Source organism: Burkholderia sp. AU31652 (assembly GCF_002223155.1).
In the GTDB taxonomy this organism is placed as follows: domain Bacteria; phylum Pseudomonadota; class Gammaproteobacteria; order Burkholderiales; family Burkholderiaceae; genus Burkholderia.
The window spans coordinates 459,158-475,408 of sequence record NZ_NKFG01000004.1 but is presented as its reverse complement, the minus strand read 5'-3'; the positions used below and the strand labels follow the sequence as shown (position 1 = coordinate 475,408).

Below are 16,251 nucleotides of genomic sequence, written 5' to 3'. Positions count from 1 at the left end.
GCGACGTTCGCCGGCATGTCGTGTGCTTAGCGGGCGGCCGAATGGCCGCCCGTTTCGTTTGCGGCAAGCCGTATCACCGCGCGGGCGCAAGCGGTTTGAAGGACTCGTCTAACGAACGGCAACAGACGCCGTGGAACTGCGCTTGTCGGGTATGGTCAGTGCTTTGAAGCATGAACATCAAAGTCCGGCTAAGATGCCAGCATGGTTCGGCCGGACCAATCCACTATAAACGCAAGTAAAACGCCGCCTGCGGGAGGGCCGGCGCCTGTGCCGAAGGCATGGGCCGGCCTCCGCGCGACGACTGGGAGCGCACCACCATGGACACCAAAACGACGCATGTGATGCCGTGGCGAATCGAGGACATCGACCTGAACCGGATCGATCGTCAACGTGCCGCCGCGAACGAGGATCTGTTGCTGCTGCTGTGCGCGTCGTCGTTCATCGAAAGCGGCTCGGATCTCTACACGAGCAATCTGAGCCAGTTCTTCAACGACGATCCGGAAGTCTCCGCATGGCTCAACAATGCATGGGAGCACGAAGAATTGCAGCACGGGCGCGCGCTGAAGGCATACATCGCGCACGTGTGGCCGGAGTTCGACTGGGATACCGCGTTCGCGAACTTCTTCGCCGAGTATTCGCAGACCTGCAAGGTCGAGGCGTTCGAGAAGACCCGCGCGCTCGAGATGGTCGCGCGCTGCGTCGTCGAGACGGGCACGGCCACGCTCTATCGCGCGATCAACGAGTGCTCGGACGAGCCCGTGCTGAAGGAAATCACCGACAACATCCGCACCGACGAAGTGCGCCACTACAAGCACTTCTTCAAGTTCTTCAAGAAGTACAACCAGGTCGAAGGCAATGGCCGCCTTGCGGTGCTCGGCGCGCTGGCGCGCCGCGTGATGGAGATCAAGAACGAGGATTCGGAGATCGCGCTGCGCCACGTGTTCGCGGTGCGCTATCCGGATCGTGTCGGCGACAGCCAGTACAACCGCGAACGCGCCGCGCGCATCAGCACGCTCGTGCGGCGCAACCTGTCGGCCGACATGTGCGTGAAGATGCTGCTCAAGCCGCTCGACCTGCCCGCGAAGATCCAGCCGGGCGTTCACTATCCGCTCACGAAGATCACGCGGCACGTGTTCCTGCGCTGAGCGCCGCGGCGCGGCCCGACGCGCGTATGCTGCGGCTCTTCATCCGCTTATCCATCGGGGCCACGCCATCATGACCGATACCCATCGCCACGCGCTCGAACAATGGACGTTCGATGCGTGGCCGCCGGCCGTCGTCTCGTTGTTCGACGGTACCGCGCTCGAGCGTCATGCCGACCTCGCCGCATCGTTGATCGTCGCGACCGACGATGGCCAGTTGCGCACGACGCTGCTCGGCGTCGGCGAAATCTATGCACACGATGCGCGCACGCTGCTGCTGGCGCTCTGGCCGCAATCGCGTGCGGCGCGCGCGATCGCGCAACGGCGGTCGGCCGCGTTGACGCTGGTCGCGGACGGCGCGTTCTTTCAGGCGCAATTGAGAATGGCGCCGCTCGAAGGAGATTTCGGCGGACTGGCCGGATTCGCTGCGACGATCGCGCACGGCGATGCGCAGCGGGTCGGCTATGCGCGTCTCGCGACAGGTGTCACGTTCACGCTGGAAGGGGAGCGCACCGAGGTGCTCGCGCGCTGGCAACGCCAGGTCGAGCACCTGCGGCGCGCAGCCGCACGGCTTCAGTGACCGCGCTGGCCGCTGCGCGACGAGCGGTTGCGGTTCGCGTGCGCGGCATTGCCGTTCGCCGGGCGTGCGCTGTTGCCGCCACCGGCCGGACGCCCGCCGTTGCCGCCGGCGCCGCCTTGCCCTTGCGTGCGCGGCTTCGCGGCCTTCTGCTGGGTCGCCTTCGGTTGCGCATTGCCGTCGCGTTTCGCGGCCGGCTGGCCTGAGCCGCCTGCGCGCGGCTGGCGATTGCCACCGCCGCCGCCACCGCCGCGCGGCTGCTGCTGCCCGCGGCGCTGCTGGATCGGCTCCGGCTTCGCGTTCGGATCGGGTTCGAAGCCCGCGATCACTTCCTGCGGAATCTCGCGCTTGATCAGCCGCTCGATGTCGCGCAGCAGCTGCTTCTCGTCGACGCACACGAGCGACACGGCTTCGCCGGTCGCGCCCGCGCGGCCCGTGCGGCCGATCCGGTGCACGTAGTCTTCCGGCACGTTCGGCAGGTCGAAATTGACGACGTGCGGCAGCTGGTCGATGTCGATCCCGCGCGCGGCGATGTCGGTCGCGACGAGCACCTGCAGCGTGCTGTTCTTGAACTCCGCCAGCGCGCGCGTGCGGGCCGACTGGCTCTTGTTGCCGTGGATCGCCATCGCGCTGATGCCGTCCTTCGTCAGCTGCTCGGCGAGCCGGTTCGCGCCGTGCTTCGTGCGCGTGAACACGAGCACCTGGAACCAGTTGTGTTCGCGGATCAGGTGCGTGAGCAGTTCGCGCTTGCGGTCGCGGTCGACCGGGTGGATCTTCTGCGCGACGCTTTCGGCGGTCGTGTTGCGGCGTGCGACCTCGATCAGCGCGGGCGAGTCGAGCAGGCTGTCGGCGAGCGCCTTGATCTCGTCGGAGAAGGTGGCCGAGAACAGCAGGTTCTGGCGCTGCGGCGGCAGCTTCGCGAGCACGCGCTTGATGTCGTGAATGAAGCCCATGTCGAGCATCCGGTCGGCTTCGTCGAGCACGAGGATGTCGAGGTCCGACAGGTCGATCGTCTTCTGCTGCATGTGATCGAGCAGGCGGCCCGGCGTCGCGACGACGATGTCGACGCCGCGCTTGAGCGCATCTATCTGCGGATTGATGCTGACGCCGCCGAACATCACGGTCGAGCGCAGCTTCAGGTACTTGCTGTACGCACGGACGCTTTCCTCGACCTGGGCGGCGAGTTCGCGCGTCGGCGTGAGGATCAGCGCGCGCACTGCGCGCTTCGCGCCGCGATGTTCCGCATAGAACGTATGCAGGCGTTGCAGGATCGGCAGCGTGAAGCCGGCGGTCTTGCCGGTGCCCGTTTGCGCGCCGGCGAGCAGGTCGCCGCCGCCGAGGACGGCCGGGATCGCCTGTTGCTGGATCGGGGTCGGCGACGTGTAGCCGAGCTCGTTGACCGCCTTGACCAGCGGTTCGGCCAAGCCGAGAGATTCGAAAGACATAGATACCACTCTTCAGTTTTATGATCGGCGACGTCGCGCGCGGCCCGCGCGGGAAGTGACATCGCAAAATGCAAAATGCAAAAGGGCGCGGCCGCGGTTTCCCGCAGCCGCGCCCCGTTTGTGTCAGCCGCTTCTTAGTCGAGCGGCGCGGAACGCAGGTCGCTCACCTGTTGCGGCGAGATCGGCGTACCGTTGTTGCCCCACGATACCCGGATATACGTGACGACCGCCGCAACTTCCTGGTTCGACAGCGACTGCGCGAACGGCGGCATCCCGTACGGACGCGGATTCTTGAACGTGCTCGGCGGATAGCCACCGTTCAGCACCATGCGGATCGGGTTGACGGCCGATTCCATCATGATCGAGTGGTTGCCCGCGAGCGGCGGATACGCCGGCGGCTTGCCCGCGCCGTTTTCGGCGTGGCAGGTCGCGCAGTTGTCCGCGTAGATCTTCTTGCCCTGGTCGAACAGCGCGTTGCCGAACTGCTTCGACGGCTCGTACTGCATGTTCTTCGGCGCTTCAGCCTTCTGCGGGATCGACTTCAGGTACGTCGACATTGCGCGCGTATCTTCGTCGGTCATGTACTGCAGGCTGTTGTGGACCACGTCCGCCATCGGGCCGAACACCGCGCCCTTCTGCGACACGCCGGCCTGCAGCAGGTCGGACAGCTCCTGCACGTGCCAGTCGCCGAGGCCGAGTTCCTTGTCGTTCGTCAGCGACGGCGCATACCAGTTCTGCAGCGGGATCAGGCCGCCGGCAAACGCCGAGCCCGTCACCGGGCCGCCCATCATGTTGATCGACGTGTGGCACATCGAGCAGTGGCCGAGGCCTTCGACGAGGTACGCGCCGCGGTTCCATTCGACCGACTTGGTCGGATCCGGCTTGTATTCGCCTTCCTTGAAGAACAGCGTGCGCCAGCCGATCAGCAGGTTGCGGTTGTTGAACGGGAACTTCAGTTCATGCGGACGGCTCGGCACCGACACCGGCGCGACCGAGCGCAGGTACGCGTAGATCGCGTCCGAATCCGCACGCGTGACCTTCGTGTAGCTCGCGAACGGGAAGCCCGGGTAGAGCAGGCTGCCGTCCTTCGAACGACCGGTGTGCATCGCGCGGTAGAAGTCGTCCGACGTCCACTTGCCGATGCCATCCTTGTCGTCCGGCGTGATGTTCGGCGTGTACATCGTGCCGAACGGCGTCGCCATCGGCAGGCCGCCCGCGAACGACTTGCCGCCGCGCACGGTGTGGCACGCGATACAGTCGCCGACGCGCGCGAGGTATTCGCCCTTCTTGATCAGCGCGGCCTGGTCGGCCGGCGTGGCCGCGACGGCGGAAGCGCCGTGCAGCGTGTCGTTGCCCGGCCACAGGACCGGCACGAGAGCGGCAGCCGCGACGATCGCGACGGCCGAGAGTGCAAACAGGGACTTGCGTTTCATTGTGTCTGTCTCCCTTGCCTTATTGCGGTTCGCTGCCGCAGGCGAGCGGAGTCTTCATCGAACGCGCCGGAGCCGGCACGGGGTTGGCGGGCGCCGGTTGCGCGGCAAGCCATGCGGTCACGGCCGTCACGTCTTCGTCGGAAAGCTTCGACGCGACTTCATGCATGCAGTCAGGCGCCTTCGCGTGACGGTTGCCCGAACGCCATGCACCGATCTGCGCGCTCAGGTAGTCGGCGTGCAGGCCGACCAGGCCCGGGATCGCCGGCTGCATGCCGGTCAGCGTCGCGCCGTGGCAGGCCACGCAGGCCGGCAGCTTGCGGGACGGGTCGCCTTGCGTGACGAGCTGCTTGCCGCGCGCGAGCGTCGCGGCCGGCAGCGTCGGCTTCGCCGGCGCCGGGTACGGCGGGCGTTCGGCCGAGAAGTGCTCGGCCATTTCACGCAGGTAGTCGTCGTTCAGGTACGTCAGCAGGTAGTTCATCGGCGGGTACTTGCGCCGGCCGTCACGGAAGTTGACGAGCTGGTTGTACAGGTACTCGGCCGGCTTGCCGGCAAGACGCGGGAAGTAGTCGTTGTCCGTGCCCTGGCCATGGACGCCATGGCAGGCCGTACAGCCGCGCACACGCTCGGCCATGGTATCGGGTGCCTTGAGCGGCGCCTGCTGGGCGTGCGCTTGCTCCGTGGGCTTGGTCTGCGCTTGGGCAGCGCTCATAAGGCCCGCGCTGCCGAACATCAGTACGGCGAGCAGCGGACGGAAGAGGCGTCTTGAAGACACACGAGACTCCATGTTTATTCGACGGGGACCTGTTGTCCGGGCTACGATCGGCTCGGCGCATGACGGCAGGGCAGCCGGGCTGCTGCGACGCGGCATTCTATCATCGATGGGTAATGACGGCTATTTGGCAAAAGGACATCGGTTCCTGTCCGTTTGCGACTTGCGACAATTTGACGCGCATTGCGACGTGTCGGTGTGAACCGGCGTGCGTTTTCACCATCGAAGACCGTACACTCGCGGGTCGCGCGGCGCCGCCTCCGCCGCAGGTCCAGTCATTTCTCCCGTTTCCGGATTCATCGATGACGTTTTCTACCGTGCCGTTGCCTTCCTCACGCTGTCCATCCCGTTGCTGCCATCTCGTCGGCCTGCCGCTGTCGGGAGGGTGTGCGCGATGAAGTTCGACAGCTTGTGGATCGGTCAGGTCGCGCTCGCGGCACTGATGGACGCCGCGTTCGCGATGGCGGTCGGCTCGGCGCTGCTCAAGGCATGGCTCGGCAAGGACGGTGCGCGTCCGGTCGTCGCGCCGTCGCACTCCGCGTGGCTGCGCGCGCAACATTCGCTGGTCGCGGCGGCGCTGGCGCTGGTGCTCGCGGATCTCGGCTGGCTCGTCTACGAGGCCGCGACGATGAGCGGGGCGGGGCTCGGCGGCGCGTTCGCCGCGATTCCGGTGATGCTGATGCAGACGCATACGGGCTTCGCGTGGAGCGTCGCGTTCGCCGGCGCCGTGGTGCTCGCGATCGTCGCGCTGGCGAAGCCGGAGGGCCCGGCCGCGCACGCGGTGCTGTGGCTCGCGGTGATCGTGGTCGCGGCCGGCAAGGCGTCGCTCGGCCATGCGGCCGATACGGGTGCGCTGTCCGCGGCGGTCGGCGTGCAGACGCTGCACCTGCTCGCGACGGCCGTGTGGGGTGGCCTCGTGCTCGCGGGCGGGCTCGCGGTGCTGCCGGCGCTCGGGTCGTCGGTCGCGCGCGGCGCGCTGATCCGCATCGGCCAGCATCTGTCGCGCACGTCGATCATCGCGGTCGTCTTCGTGCTCGGCACCGGCGCGCTCAATGCGATCCGCGGGCTCGGCGGTTCGCTCGCACCGCTCGACGGCAGCACGTGGGGGCGCGTGTTGCTGCTGAAGCTGCTGCTCGTCGCGCTCGCGCTCGTGCTCGGCGGCCTGAACCGCTTCGCGGCGCTGCCGCGCCTGCGCCGCACCGCGTCGACCGAGGATGCGCACACGTTCCGCAACATCCTGCATCTCGAAGCGCTGACGATGATCGGCGTGTTCGTCGCGGCCGCCGTGCTGTCGTTCAGCGTGCCGGGGTTCGCGGCGATCGGCTGACGGCAGGGCGCGCGCGGCGCAAGGCCGCCGTCGCGCACCAGGCACGTGCCGGGCCCCGCACTGCGCATGCAAAAACGGCTGCCCGTCGGCAGCCGTTCTCGAATCGATACTTGCCGCGCGGCCGAAGCCGCACGCCGCGCATCGCGCTCACCACTCGGCGACGCTGCCGTCCTCGTGACGCCACACCGGGTTGCGCCAGCGGTGCCCCGTCTTCGCCATCTCGCGCACCTTCTCCTCGTTCACGTCGATGCCGAGCCCCGGGCCCTGCGGGATCGCGACGAAGCCGTCCTCGTAGCGGAACACCTCGGGGTTGCGCAGGTAGTCGAGCAGGTCGTTGCCCTGGTTGTAGTGGATGCCGAGGCTCTGCTCCTGGATGAACGCGTTGTAGCTGACCGCGTCGAGCTGCAGGCACGCGGCGAGCGCAATGGGCCCAAGCGGGCAGTGCAGCGCGAGCGCGACGTCGTAGCTCTCCGCGAGCGTCGCGATCTTGCGGCACTCGGTGATGCCGCCCGCGTGCGATGCGTCGGGCTGGATGATGTCGACGTAGCCGCCTGCGAGGATGTGCTTGAAATCCCAGCGCGAGTAGAGCCGCTCGCCGAGCGCGATCGGCGTGTTGGTCTGGTTGACGATGTCGCGCAGCGCCTCGGCGTTCTCCGACAGCACCGGCTCCTCGATGAACATCAGCTTGTACGGATCGAGTTCCTTCGCGAGCACCTTCGCCATCGGCTTGTGCACGCGGCCGTGGAAGTCGACGCCGATCCCGACGTGCGGGCCGACCGCGTCGCGCACCGCCGCGACGTTCGCGATCACCTGCTCGACCTTGTCGTAGGTGTCGACGATCTGCAGCTCCTCGGAGCCGTTCATCTTCACGGCCTTGAAGCCGCGCTCGACCACCGCGCGCGCATTGTTCGCGACGTCGCTCGGCCGGTCGCCGCCGATCCACGAATACACCTTGATGCGATCGCGCACCTGGCCGCCGAGCAGCGCGTGCACGGGCACGCCGTGATGCTTGCCCTTGATGTCCCACAGCGCCTGGTCGACGCCAGCGATCGCGCTCATCGTGATCGGGCCGCCGCGGTAGAAGCCTGCGCGGTACATCACCTGCCAGTGATCCTCGATCAGCAGCGGATCGCGGCCGACGAGGTAGTCGGCCAGCTCCTGCACGGCAGCCTCGACCGTGTGCGCGCGGCCTTCGACGATCGGCTCGCCCCAGCCGACGATGCCCTCGTCGGTTTCGATCTTGAGAAACAGCCAGCGCGGCGGGACGACGAAGGTTTCGAGGCGGGTGATTTTCACGGTGCGAGTCTCCAGGGTTGACCAGCGCGGGCAGTCGGGCGCGGCGCGCAGTCGCGTGCTTTCGCGGTTATCCTAGCGCAGTCCGATAAAAAATAGTATTAATAGCACTATTGTGCAGATAGTGGGCAGCCGGCACGCCCGGGTACTCGCATAACGGAGAACGATCATTCGACGCGACCTGCATGGACAAACGGCCTTCCGGCTCGCCACGGCGATCCTGCGCGGCGACTACCCGCCCGAGTCGCTGCTGCCGAGGGAACCCGACCTGATGGTGATGTACGGCGTGAGCCGCACGGTGATGCGCGAGGCGCTGCGTACGCTCACGTCGAAGGGGCTCGTCGAGTCGCGGCCGAAGATCGGCACGCGCGTGCGGCCGCGCGGCGTCTGGAACCTGCTCGACGCCGACCTGCTCGACTGGTACGCGCGTGTCGCGCCGCCGATCGCGTTCGCGCTGAAGCTGCAGGAGATGCGCGAGATGGTCGAGCCGTACGCGGCCGCGCTCGCCGCGCGCATGCATACGCCGGAGACGTTCGACGCGATCGACGGCGCGGCGCGCGCGATGGCCGCCGCGCGCAACGTCGACGAATGGGTGCGCGCCGACCTGCGCTTTCACCTGAGCGTGCTCGAGGCCGGCGGCAACGAACTGCTGGTACCGCTCGGCACGCTGATCGATCGCACGCTCGAGGCGCAACTGCATCTGAATGCGCGCCGCGCGGACGTATACAACGCGTCGCTCGCCGAGCACATGGCCGTCAGCGACGCGATCCGCGTGCGCGACGAGGACGGTGCGCGCCGCGCGATGGCCGCGCTGCTCGCGGTGACGCGCGCCCGGATCGAGATGTCGTGACGGGAGGGGCGGGGCAGTGCGGCGCCGTCAGGCGTTCGCGCAGCCGCCCGGCTTGTGGATGCGTTCGGTGGACGCCGGGTACTTCGCGAGCAGGCTCGCCGGCCGCCGCGGGCGCGCGACCAGGTCGCCGCCGCAGTTCGGGCAGCGGCCCTTCAGCACGTCGTCGGCGCAGGTCGCGCAGAACGTGCATTCGAACGTACAGATGCGTGCATCGGCCGAATCGGGCGGCAGGTCCTTGTCGCAGCATTCGCAGCCGGGGCGCAGTTCGAGCATGACGGTTTTCCTTGGTTTGGACAGGGTCGGGACGGGCGCCGCACGGACATTGCATGCGGCGCATGTGCGCGCTACTGTACCCGCTTGGATCGGCCCGGCCAACGGTGTTCCGCCGGGGCGCCGTCGATGCGCACGGGCCGCACCGGGAGACGACCATGCTTTATCGCGGAAGCTGTCACTGCGGTGACGTGAAGTTCGAGGCGGAAGGCGACCTGCAGGGCGTGATGGCGTGCAACTGCTCGATCTGCCGGCGCAAGGGCGCGCTGATGTGGTTCGTGCCGCGCGACCACATGACGCTCCTCACGCCCGACGACCATCTCGCCACCTACACGTTCAACAAGCACGTGATCCAGCACCGCTTCTGCAAGCGCTGCGGGATTCACACGTTCGGCGAGGGCGTCCACCCGAACGGCACCGCGATGGCCGCGATCAACGTGCGCTGTCTCGAGGATGTCGATATCGACGCGCTGCCGGTCACGCACTACGACGGCCGCTCGCATTGAGCGGCGCGCCGGCGCATGAACGGACGCGTGGCCGTCAGGACGGTTGCGCGGTCGCGGCGCCCGGCGCGGGCGTTTCCGCCTGCGGGGCGGGGCCCGCGGTGCGCGTGCCGGCCGGGCGCTCGATCAGCGGCGCGAGCGCCGGCGCCATCGACTTCAGCAACTGCACGGCCATCGCGCTCGTGAAGTCGTAGCGTGCGGCATACGGTTCGTGCGCCGTTGCGGTCAGGACCCCGAAGAACCGGTCGCCGAGCACGAACACGAAGGTGCCGCTGCGGTTCACCTTGCGCGACTCGATCAGCCGCGCGCCGCGCGCATAGACGTTGAAGCGCTGGTCGCCCGTCCCCGTCTTGCCGTACACGTCGAGCGTCTTGCCGTCGGGCAGCGTGAAGCCGCCCGCGAGGCGGCGCGCGGTGCCGTTGAGCACGACGTCGCGCAGCAGCGTGTGCGCCACGTTGACGATCTCCGGCGACAGCATCGGCTGCGGCTGGGCGGCCGCGCGCACGAAGCGCGTTTCGTACGGCGTGCCCTTCGCGAAGTCGAGCCGCGTGATCGTCTCGGTCGGCGCCTTCTGACCGCCGTTCGCGATCAGGCCGATCAGTTTCGCGAGTGCGTCGGGCTGGTCGCCCGATGCGCCGATCGCGGCCGCGTACGACGGCGTGACTTCCGCGAACGGGTAGCCGAGCGCGCGCCACGACTTCGTGATTTCCGCGTACGCGCGCAGCTCGACCATGCGGCGGATGCGGCGGTCCTGGGTCGCGTGGTAGCGCGTCTTGTACAGCCACGAGTACGTGTAGAAACGCGCGTCGCGGCTCTCGCGCTGGACATCGGCGAGCGACGCTGCCGGATGCGCGCGCAGGTAGTTGAGCGTCCACAGCGCGAGCGGATGCACGCTCGCGATATAGCCGCGATCGTTGAGGTTGAAGCGGTCGATCGCGTACTTCGCGTAGAGCCTGGCGAGATCGTCGTCGGACAGCGTCGCGGCCGGCGTGCCCTTCAGTTGCGCGCGCATCTGCGTATCGAACCACGCGAGCGATTCGTTCGGTGCGACGCTGCGCAGCACCGTCGCGATCTTCGGCGGCGATTTGCGCACGTCCTTCAGCATCAGCGCGAGCGCGTCGTCAGGTGCCTTGCCCGCATAGCGCGTGTAGTAGCGCTTCACGTAGACCTGGCTTTCGCCGTCGACGAACTGCTGCAGGTAATGCCGGCGCTGCTCCGGATCGCCGAGCCACGATGACGACGGGCCGGCCGCCTGCAGCGTCTCGTAGTGGACGATGTCGCGCATCAGCCGCACGAACACGAGGTTGACCGAATGCTCGAACGCCTTGTGCAGCGTCAGGATGCGGCCGTTGTCCGACTTCTCGAAGTTCGAGAACACCTGCGCGCCGCCGCCCGTGTAGAACACGTCCGGGCTCGCCGAATACTTGCGTTCGACGGCCGCGTCGAGCATCGCCTGCAGCGAGCGGTCGCGCGTATGCGACAGGTAGTCGAGCGCCCAGCGCGACAGCCCGTCGATCGGGTCGGGCTTCACGCGCGCCAGCTCCGCGTTCGACAGGTTCGCGTAGCGCGCATGCAGGTCGGACACGATCTGCAGGTACGTGATCAGCGTGCGCAGCTTCGCGGTCGAGCCGAGGTTGATGCGGCCGCCGCGATTCACGTCGAACGGCTCGTTCACGCTGTCGGTCTGCACGCGCAGCAGGTTCGCGCCGTTGCGGTGTTCGTACAGCGTGAAGCTGTACGTGAGGTGCGACGGGTCGTCCTTCGGCGCGAGCATCTCGAAACCGTACAGGCCGGCCTTCTGCGCCCCGTCGCGCGTCGACGCCTGCGCGAGCCGTTCGGCGACCGCCTGCTGCACGCCGTTGTCGAGCGTGCTGGTCGCCTGCAGGTCGAACTGGTCGAGCTGGTACAGGTCGCTGATGCCGAGCGCCGACAGCAGCGACGCGCGCGCGGACGTCACGGCCTTGCGCGACACGAACGACTGCACATGCGCGGCGGCCGGCGGCGCGCTGCGTTCGATCTGCGCGGCAAGCGCGGCGTCGCGCAGCGCGGGCGAGATCACGCCGCCGTTCGACAGCAGCCGCAGGTAGCTGTCGGTCAGCTTCTGCAGCGCCGGGTAGCCGCGGTTGAGGAAGTACGACGGCGCGCGCTGCGCGATGATCAGCGACAGCACCTCGCGGAACGTCTTGCCTTGCTCGTCGACGTTGTCGCCGGTCGTCGGCGCGGACAGGATCCGGTTCACGTCGTTGAAGTCGCGGCCGTACCACGCGGCGAGACCGTCGCCGATGCCGGTGATTTCGCCGATATGCGGCCGTGCGGCGAGCGGCACCGAGTTCAGGTAGCGCACGACGATGGTGCGGCGTGCGAGCATCGTCTGCGGGCCGTTCAGGTACGCGCGCACCGACGCGGACGCGATCTGCCGCAGCTTCTCGGGCGGCGTCGCGGTGCGGCCCTCGGGCGAATGGCGGAACTTCTCGATCTGCGTCGCGAGCGTGCTGCCGCCCGGGCGCGCCTGGTGGCGGTTGACGACGTGCAGCGCCTGGTCGGCGACCGCGCGGCCGAAGCGCCCCCAGTCGATCGCCGGGTTGCGGTTCGGTTCGTTCGCATCGAGCAGGTAGCGATCCTCGATGAACAGCAGCGAATCGGCCACCACGCGCGGCACCAGGTCGAAGTCGGCGTAGACGCGCTGCGGGAACACGGTCGCGAACAGCGGCGCGCCGGTCGAGTCGAACAGCATCAGGCCCGCCTGGTCCTTTTCTTCAAACGGGAGGAACAATCCGCGCTCGCCGAGCGACAGCATTCGCTGCGAATCGCGCGCCTGCTTGCCGACGACGAAGCCGCGCGCGAGCAGCCGCTCCTGGAACGCCGGAATCATCGCGTAGCCGAGGCGCTGGTCGTAGGGGCCGTTCGCAGGGAAGCGGATGTGATCGCTCGGGCCCGTCTCGACCGTGTAGCCGACGTCGCGGGTGAGCTCGGACAGGTAGTGCGCCTGCAACCGGGACGTTTCGATCTCGCTCTGCACGAGTCGCGCAACGATCGCCACGGCGATCAGCAGCGCGGCCAGCAAAGACCACTTGACCCACGTCCAGACCGATGCGGGACCGGTCACGCGCGGCAGGATACGATTCAGCGGCCGATTCATGGCGGCGTCTCCCTGAAGGCGCGGGCTCCGGCCGCACCCCATTAAGGATTAGTGTAGTCCTCCGCAGCGGGCTGCCAAGGACGTTCACTACCGAGATGCGTCGACGCAACGCGCATGCCTGCGACGCGCTGTAACCCGCGTTGTGTTGCGATGGTGCATGCCGTCGCATGCGTAACGTTTGCGCGTTTCGTGCCGGGATGTCCGTGTGCTGGGGTGGGTCAGCGGGCAGGCCCGGACGGCGCGGCAGGCGGGGGAGATGCACCGGTTTCGTGCGGTACGGCGGCGCGACAATTGGGATCGGAACCCGACCGTAAAATTGTGTCCGCCGCACGACGATGCTGCGGGTTTCCGTGATGGTCGCGCGTGTCGGTCACGGGTACGATCATTGGCTATGCGGCGCATTTCTGCGTTTGCCGGGAGTCCCATGCCGATCCACCCCGTCGCGCTCGTTTGCACGGCCATCCTCGGGCTGCTGCTGTTCGGGCTCGGGCTCGTCGTGTCCGTCACGCGCTTCCGGTGCACCACCGGTTCCGGGTGTGCGGCCGATCCCGCGAACGGGTTGCACAAGATCGTGCGCGCGCACGGCAACACGGCCGAATACGCGCCGTTTCTCGCGGTGCTGTTTCTCTATTTCGGTACACACGATCCATCGCGCGCGATCCTGACGCTGATCGTCGCGGCGACCGCGTGCCGCTGCCTGCTCGTGATCGGCCTGCTTGCCTGGCCGACGATGGCCGACCCGAATCCCGCGCGTTTCGTCGGCGCGCTCGGCACGTATCTGTGCGGTGCCGCGCTGTGTTTCGCGCTGTTCGTCTGAATGGCGGCGCCGGCAGCATACGGCACGAGCTCTGATCCGGGGGGCGGCTGAGGCGCGCGGTGATATGCTCGCGGGACGCCCGCGATCGACGGGCAGATTCCGACTGCCTGCGCGCTGCCGCGTTGCACGGCATTTCCGAGGGAAGAACCGACAACATGAGCCGCAAATTCATTCTGAAGGGCGACACGACCGACCACGGCGGCGTCGTGCTCGAAGGGATCGCCAATTCGTCGTTCGACGGACGCGAACTCGCCTATCTCGGCGCGCCGGTGTTCTGCGCCGCCTGCAAGTCGCCGGGCGTGATCGTGTCCGACGGCGGCGAGCGGACGATGACCGTGATGGGCAAGGTCGTCGCGCTCGAACACGACCTGTGCCAGTGCCTGTGCACGCCGCAGCCGAAGCTGATCGCGTCGCAGGCCACCGGGACGATCACCGGGTGAAACCCGCCGCGCGGAGGCGGCTGCCATCCGCGCGGCATCGACGCCCGGCCGCTGGCCGTCAGACGCTGCCTTCGGTTTCGATCACGAGGATGCGTGCTTCCCCGAGCGGATGCGCGACGTGCTCGGTGCCGGCCGATGCGTGGAACACGTCACCCGTTTCGAGCACCGTCGCGTGCTCGACGCCCGCTTCTCGGTAGCGCATCTCGACGCGACCGTCGAGCACCGCGAACACTTCCTCGCCGTCGTTGACGTGCCACCGATACGGCCGGTCGGTCCAGTGCAGGCGGACCGTGATGCCGTTCAGGTTCGCGATGTCGAGCGCGCCCCACGCGCGATCCGCCGTGAACGCGGCGCTGCGGATGATGTTCATCGATGGGTTCTCCGGCGCGAATGCGCGTCGTCTGCCAGTCTTCGAGTCAATTTTCTGGTGTCCGCATTCAGCGCGACCTCGCGCGCAGCGCCTGTTCGATCGTCGCCTTGCGCGTTGCGAAACCGGCGGCCGACCGTTCGGTGACGCGCTTCACGACCGCTGCCGGTGCGGTGTCGGGCGAACCGGCGTCGAACGGCGGTGCCGGCGCGTACTCGAGTTGCAGCTGGATCGCCTGCGCTTCATCTTCGCCGGCCAGCTCCGCGGCGATCGTCAAGGCGAAGTCGATGCCGGCCGTGACGCCGCCGCCCGTGATCAAGTTGCCGTCGCGTACCACGCGCTCGCGCACCGGCACCGCGCCGAGCGTTTCGAGCAGCGAGTGGAACGCCCAGTGCGTCGTCGCGCGCCGCCCGCGCAACAGGCCGGCCACGCCCAGCAGCAGCGCACCCGTGCACACCGACGTCACGTAGCGCGCGGCGGCCGCGCGCTGCTGCACGAACGCGATCGTTTCGGCATCGAGCAACAGCGCGTTGATCCCGATCCCGCCCGGAATGCAGATCACGTCGAGCGGCGGACAGTCGTCGAACGTGCAGGTCGGCGCGAGCGCGAGTCCGCTGCTCGATGCGACGGAGTCGCGCGACTTCCCGACCAGATGAACGGTGGCGTCGGGCACCGACGCGAGCACGTCGTGCGGGCCGGTGAGATCGAGTTGCTGGACGCCTGGAAACACGAGAAAGCCGATATGCAGGGTCATGCGAAGACTCCGATTGGATGGGGGCGGGCCGTAGCCGGTACGGGATGGACAGGTCGATTCTAGGCGCGTAGTGTTTGGCGAAATTGCCATATCACCCACGTTTTCAGCCAATCGCCATGCCTGCCACCCCGCGTTCGATCCTGATCCTCGCGTTTCCTCGTGCCCAGCTGCTCGACGTGTCGGGGCCGCTGCAGGTGTTTGCGTCCGTCAACGAGCTGGCGCAGGAGCGCGGCCAGCCGGCGCCGTATGCGCCGCGCGTTATCGCGGCCGAGGCGGGGCCCGTCGAGACGTCGTCGGGCCTGGTCGTGATGGCGGAATCGCTGCGCTCGGCGGTGCGCCATCCGGACACGCTGATCGTCGCCGGCGGCAAGGGCGTGCATGCGGCATCGAAGGATGCGCGGCTGGTGCGCTGGGTGCGGCAGCAGGCGGCGCGCACACGGCGCGTGGCATCGGTCTGCACCGGCGCGTTCCTGCTCGCCGAGGCCGGCCTGCTCGACGGGCGGCGGGCGGTCACGCACTGGGCGCGCTGCGAAGAATTCGCGGCACGCTATCCGAATGTGCGCGTCGAATCCGATCCGATCTTCATCCGCGAAGGTGCGTTGTGGACGTCGGCCGGCGTGACGGCCGGCATCGATCTCGCGCTCGCGCTGGTCGAGGAGGATCTCGGGCGCGCGACCGCCCTCGACGTCGCGCGCGAACTCGTCGTGTTCCTGAAGCGTCCGGGCGGGCAGGCCCAGTTCAGCACGATGCTGTCGATGCAGCGCACCGACGACCGGTTCGGCGAACTGCACGCATGGATGGCCGAGCACCTGGCGGCCGACCTGTCGGTGCCCGCGCTGGCCGAGCGCGTGCGCATGAGCGAGCGCAGCTTCGTGCGCCACTACCGCGCCGGAACCGGCCGCACGCCCGCGCGAGCGGTCGAGCAGATCCGCGTCGAGGCCGCGCAACGCCTGCTCGGTGAAACGGCATGGCCCGTCAAGCGGATCGCCGCGCGGTGCGGCTTCGGCTCGGAGGAGACGCTGCGCCGCTGTTTCGTGCGCGTGCTGGGCGTGTCGCCGCAGGGGTATCGCGAGCGATTCGTGCGGTAACGCGCGGCGTGCGACCGGCGGGGCCGGAACGATCGCC

Annotated in this window: 16 protein-coding genes; 8 read left to right on the top strand and 8 right to left on the bottom strand. The window is 68.1% G+C overall.

Annotated features, from left to right (window positions below):
* The first annotated feature begins 317 nt into the window (after positions 1-317).
* Together CFB40_RS14620 and CFB40_RS14615 are read left to right on the top strand one after the other, a co-directional pair.
* The gene (locus CFB40_RS14620; protein WP_039360322.1) at positions 318-1,145 is read left to right on the top strand and encodes a ferritin-like domain-containing protein; all 828 of its coding nucleotides are present in this window, start codon (positions 318-320) and stop codon (positions 1,143-1,145) included.
* Positions 1,146-1,215: 70 nt separating this feature from the next.
* The gene (locus CFB40_RS14615) at positions 1,216-1,722 is read left to right on the top strand and encodes a hypothetical protein (protein WP_089426270.1); all 507 of its coding nucleotides are present in this window, start codon (positions 1,216-1,218) and stop codon (positions 1,720-1,722) included.
* Here the strand turns inward: CFB40_RS14615 and CFB40_RS14610 are convergent.
* The 3 genes from CFB40_RS14610 to CFB40_RS14600 all read right to left on the bottom strand — a co-directional run bounded on the left by CFB40_RS14610 (position 1,716) and on the right by CFB40_RS14600 (position 5,381).
* Positions 1,716-3,164: a DEAD/DEAH box helicase gene (locus tag CFB40_RS14610; protein ID WP_089426269.1), complete on the bottom strand. Its 1,449-nt coding sequence runs from the start codon at positions 3,162-3,164 to the stop codon at positions 1,716-1,718. The genes CFB40_RS14615 and CFB40_RS14610 overlap by 7 nt on opposite strands.
* Before the next feature lie 134 nt (positions 3,165-3,298).
* Positions 3,299-4,597: a c-type cytochrome gene (locus CFB40_RS14605; RefSeq protein WP_089426268.1), complete on the bottom strand. Its 1,299-nt coding sequence runs from the start codon at positions 4,595-4,597 to the stop codon at positions 3,299-3,301.
* Positions 4,598-4,616: 19 nt separating this feature from the next.
* Positions 4,617-5,381, bottom strand: coding sequence for a c-type cytochrome (locus CFB40_RS14600; RefSeq protein ID WP_046544481.1), 765 nt, complete (start codon positions 5,379-5,381; stop codon positions 4,617-4,619).
* A gap of 379 nt (positions 5,382-5,760) precedes the next feature.
* On the opposite strand from CFB40_RS14600, the gene CFB40_RS14595 reads away from it, so the two are divergent.
* A complete protein-coding gene (locus CFB40_RS14595; RefSeq protein ID WP_089431658.1) occupies positions 5,761-6,693 on the top strand; it encodes a CopD family protein in 933 nt (310 codons plus the stop codon).
* 147 nt (positions 6,694-6,840) lie between these two features.
* Here the strand turns inward: CFB40_RS14595 and dgoD are convergent, their stop codons facing one another.
* Entirely contained in the window at positions 6,841-7,989 is a 1,149-nt protein-coding gene (gene dgoD, locus CFB40_RS14590) for a galactonate dehydratase (RefSeq protein WP_089426266.1), read from the bottom strand.
* Between the two features lie 163 nt (positions 7,990-8,152).
* Here dgoD and CFB40_RS14585 point away from each other — a divergent pair, with 163 nt between their 5' ends.
* Positions 8,153-8,836, top strand: a complete 684-nt coding sequence (locus CFB40_RS14585; RefSeq protein WP_089426265.1) for a FadR/GntR family transcriptional regulator — start codon at positions 8,153-8,155, stop codon at positions 8,834-8,836.
* Between the two features lie 27 nt (positions 8,837-8,863).
* Here the strand turns inward: CFB40_RS14585 and CFB40_RS14580 are convergent, their stop codons facing one another.
* The gene (locus CFB40_RS14580) at positions 8,864-9,109 is read right to left on the bottom strand and encodes a DUF1272 domain-containing protein (RefSeq protein WP_039359973.1); all 246 of its coding nucleotides are present in this window, start codon (positions 9,107-9,109) and stop codon (positions 8,864-8,866) included.
* Between the two features lie 155 nt (positions 9,110-9,264).
* Between CFB40_RS14580 and CFB40_RS14575 the strand changes: the two genes are divergently transcribed.
* Positions 9,265-9,612: a GFA family protein gene (locus CFB40_RS14575; RefSeq protein ID WP_089431884.1), complete on the top strand. Its 348-nt coding sequence runs from the start codon at positions 9,265-9,267 to the stop codon at positions 9,610-9,612.
* Positions 9,613-9,646: 34 nt separating this feature from the next.
* On the opposite strand, the gene CFB40_RS14570 is transcribed toward CFB40_RS14575, so the two are convergent.
* The gene (locus tag CFB40_RS14570; RefSeq protein ID WP_089431657.1) at positions 9,647-12,748 is read right to left on the bottom strand and encodes a transglycosylase domain-containing protein; all 3,102 of its coding nucleotides are present in this window, start codon (positions 12,746-12,748) and stop codon (positions 9,647-9,649) included.
* A 424-nt stretch (positions 12,749-13,172) separates the two neighbouring features.
* On the opposite strand from CFB40_RS14570, the gene CFB40_RS14565 reads away from it, so the two are divergent.
* On the top strand, positions 13,173-13,565 hold the full coding sequence (locus CFB40_RS14565; RefSeq protein ID WP_089426263.1) for an MAPEG family protein: 393 nt from the start codon (positions 13,173-13,175) through the stop codon (positions 13,563-13,565).
* Positions 13,566-13,720: 155 nt separating this feature from the next.
* A complete protein-coding gene (locus tag CFB40_RS14560; protein WP_048242675.1) occupies positions 13,721-14,005 on the top strand; it encodes a PAAR domain-containing protein in 285 nt (94 codons plus the stop codon).
* A 58-nt stretch (positions 14,006-14,063) separates the two neighbouring features.
* On the opposite strand, the gene CFB40_RS14555 is transcribed toward CFB40_RS14560, so the two are convergent.
* Together CFB40_RS14555 and CFB40_RS14550 are read right to left on the bottom strand one after the other, a co-directional pair.
* A complete protein-coding gene (locus CFB40_RS14555) occupies positions 14,064-14,375 on the bottom strand; it encodes a cupin domain-containing protein (protein ID WP_089431656.1) in 312 nt (103 codons plus the stop codon).
* A gap of 67 nt (positions 14,376-14,442) precedes the next feature.
* Positions 14,443-15,126, bottom strand: a complete 684-nt coding sequence (locus CFB40_RS14550) for a DJ-1/PfpI family protein (RefSeq protein WP_089431655.1) — start codon at positions 15,124-15,126, stop codon at positions 14,443-14,445.
* A gap of 116 nt (positions 15,127-15,242) precedes the next feature.
* On the opposite strand from CFB40_RS14550, the gene CFB40_RS14545 reads away from it, so the two are divergent.
* Positions 15,243-16,214: a GlxA family transcriptional regulator gene (locus CFB40_RS14545; RefSeq protein WP_089426260.1), complete on the top strand. Its 972-nt coding sequence runs from the start codon at positions 15,243-15,245 to the stop codon at positions 16,212-16,214.
* The last annotated feature ends 37 nt before the right edge of the window (positions 16,215-16,251 follow it).

Bases quoted from the DNA above. Each gene is read 5' to 3' on its own strand.
- CFB40_RS14620 (WP_039360322.1), top strand. From the start codon at position 318: ATGGACACCAAAACGACGCATGTGATGCCGTGGCGAATCGAGGACATC.
- CFB40_RS14615 (WP_089426270.1), top strand. From the start codon at position 1,216: ATGACCGATACCCATCGCCACGCGCTCGAACAATGGACGTTCGATGCG.
- CFB40_RS14610 (WP_089426269.1), bottom strand. From the start codon at position 3,164: ATGTCTTTCGAATCTCTCGGCTTGGCCGAACCGCTGGTCAAGGCGGTC.
- CFB40_RS14605 (WP_089426268.1), bottom strand. From the start codon at position 4,597: ATGAAACGCAAGTCCCTGTTTGCACTCTCGGCCGTCGCGATCGTCGCG.
- CFB40_RS14600 (WP_046544481.1), bottom strand. From the start codon at position 5,381: ATGGAGTCTCGTGTGTCTTCAAGACGCCTCTTCCGTCCGCTGCTCGCC.
- CFB40_RS14595 (WP_089431658.1), top strand. From the start codon at position 5,761: ATGAAGTTCGACAGCTTGTGGATCGGTCAGGTCGCGCTCGCGGCACTG.
- CFB40_RS14580 (WP_039359973.1), bottom strand. From the start codon at position 9,109: ATGCTCGAACTGCGCCCCGGCTGCGAATGCTGCGACAAGGACCTGCCG.
- CFB40_RS14575 (WP_089431884.1), top strand. From the start codon at position 9,265: ATGCTTTATCGCGGAAGCTGTCACTGCGGTGACGTGAAGTTCGAGGCG.
- CFB40_RS14570 (WP_089431657.1), bottom strand. From the start codon at position 12,748: ATGAATCGGCCGCTGAATCGTATCCTGCCGCGCGTGACCGGTCCCGCA.
- CFB40_RS14565 (WP_089426263.1), top strand. From the start codon at position 13,173: ATGCCGATCCACCCCGTCGCGCTCGTTTGCACGGCCATCCTCGGGCTG.
- CFB40_RS14560 (WP_048242675.1), top strand. From the start codon at position 13,721: ATGAGCCGCAAATTCATTCTGAAGGGCGACACGACCGACCACGGCGGC.
- CFB40_RS14555 (WP_089431656.1), bottom strand. From the start codon at position 14,375: ATGAACATCATCCGCAGCGCCGCGTTCACGGCGGATCGCGCGTGGGGC.
- CFB40_RS14550 (WP_089431655.1), bottom strand. From the start codon at position 15,126: ATGACCCTGCATATCGGCTTTCTCGTGTTTCCAGGCGTCCAGCAACTC.
- CFB40_RS14545 (WP_089426260.1), top strand. From the start codon at position 15,243: ATGCCTGCCACCCCGCGTTCGATCCTGATCCTCGCGTTTCCTCGTGCC.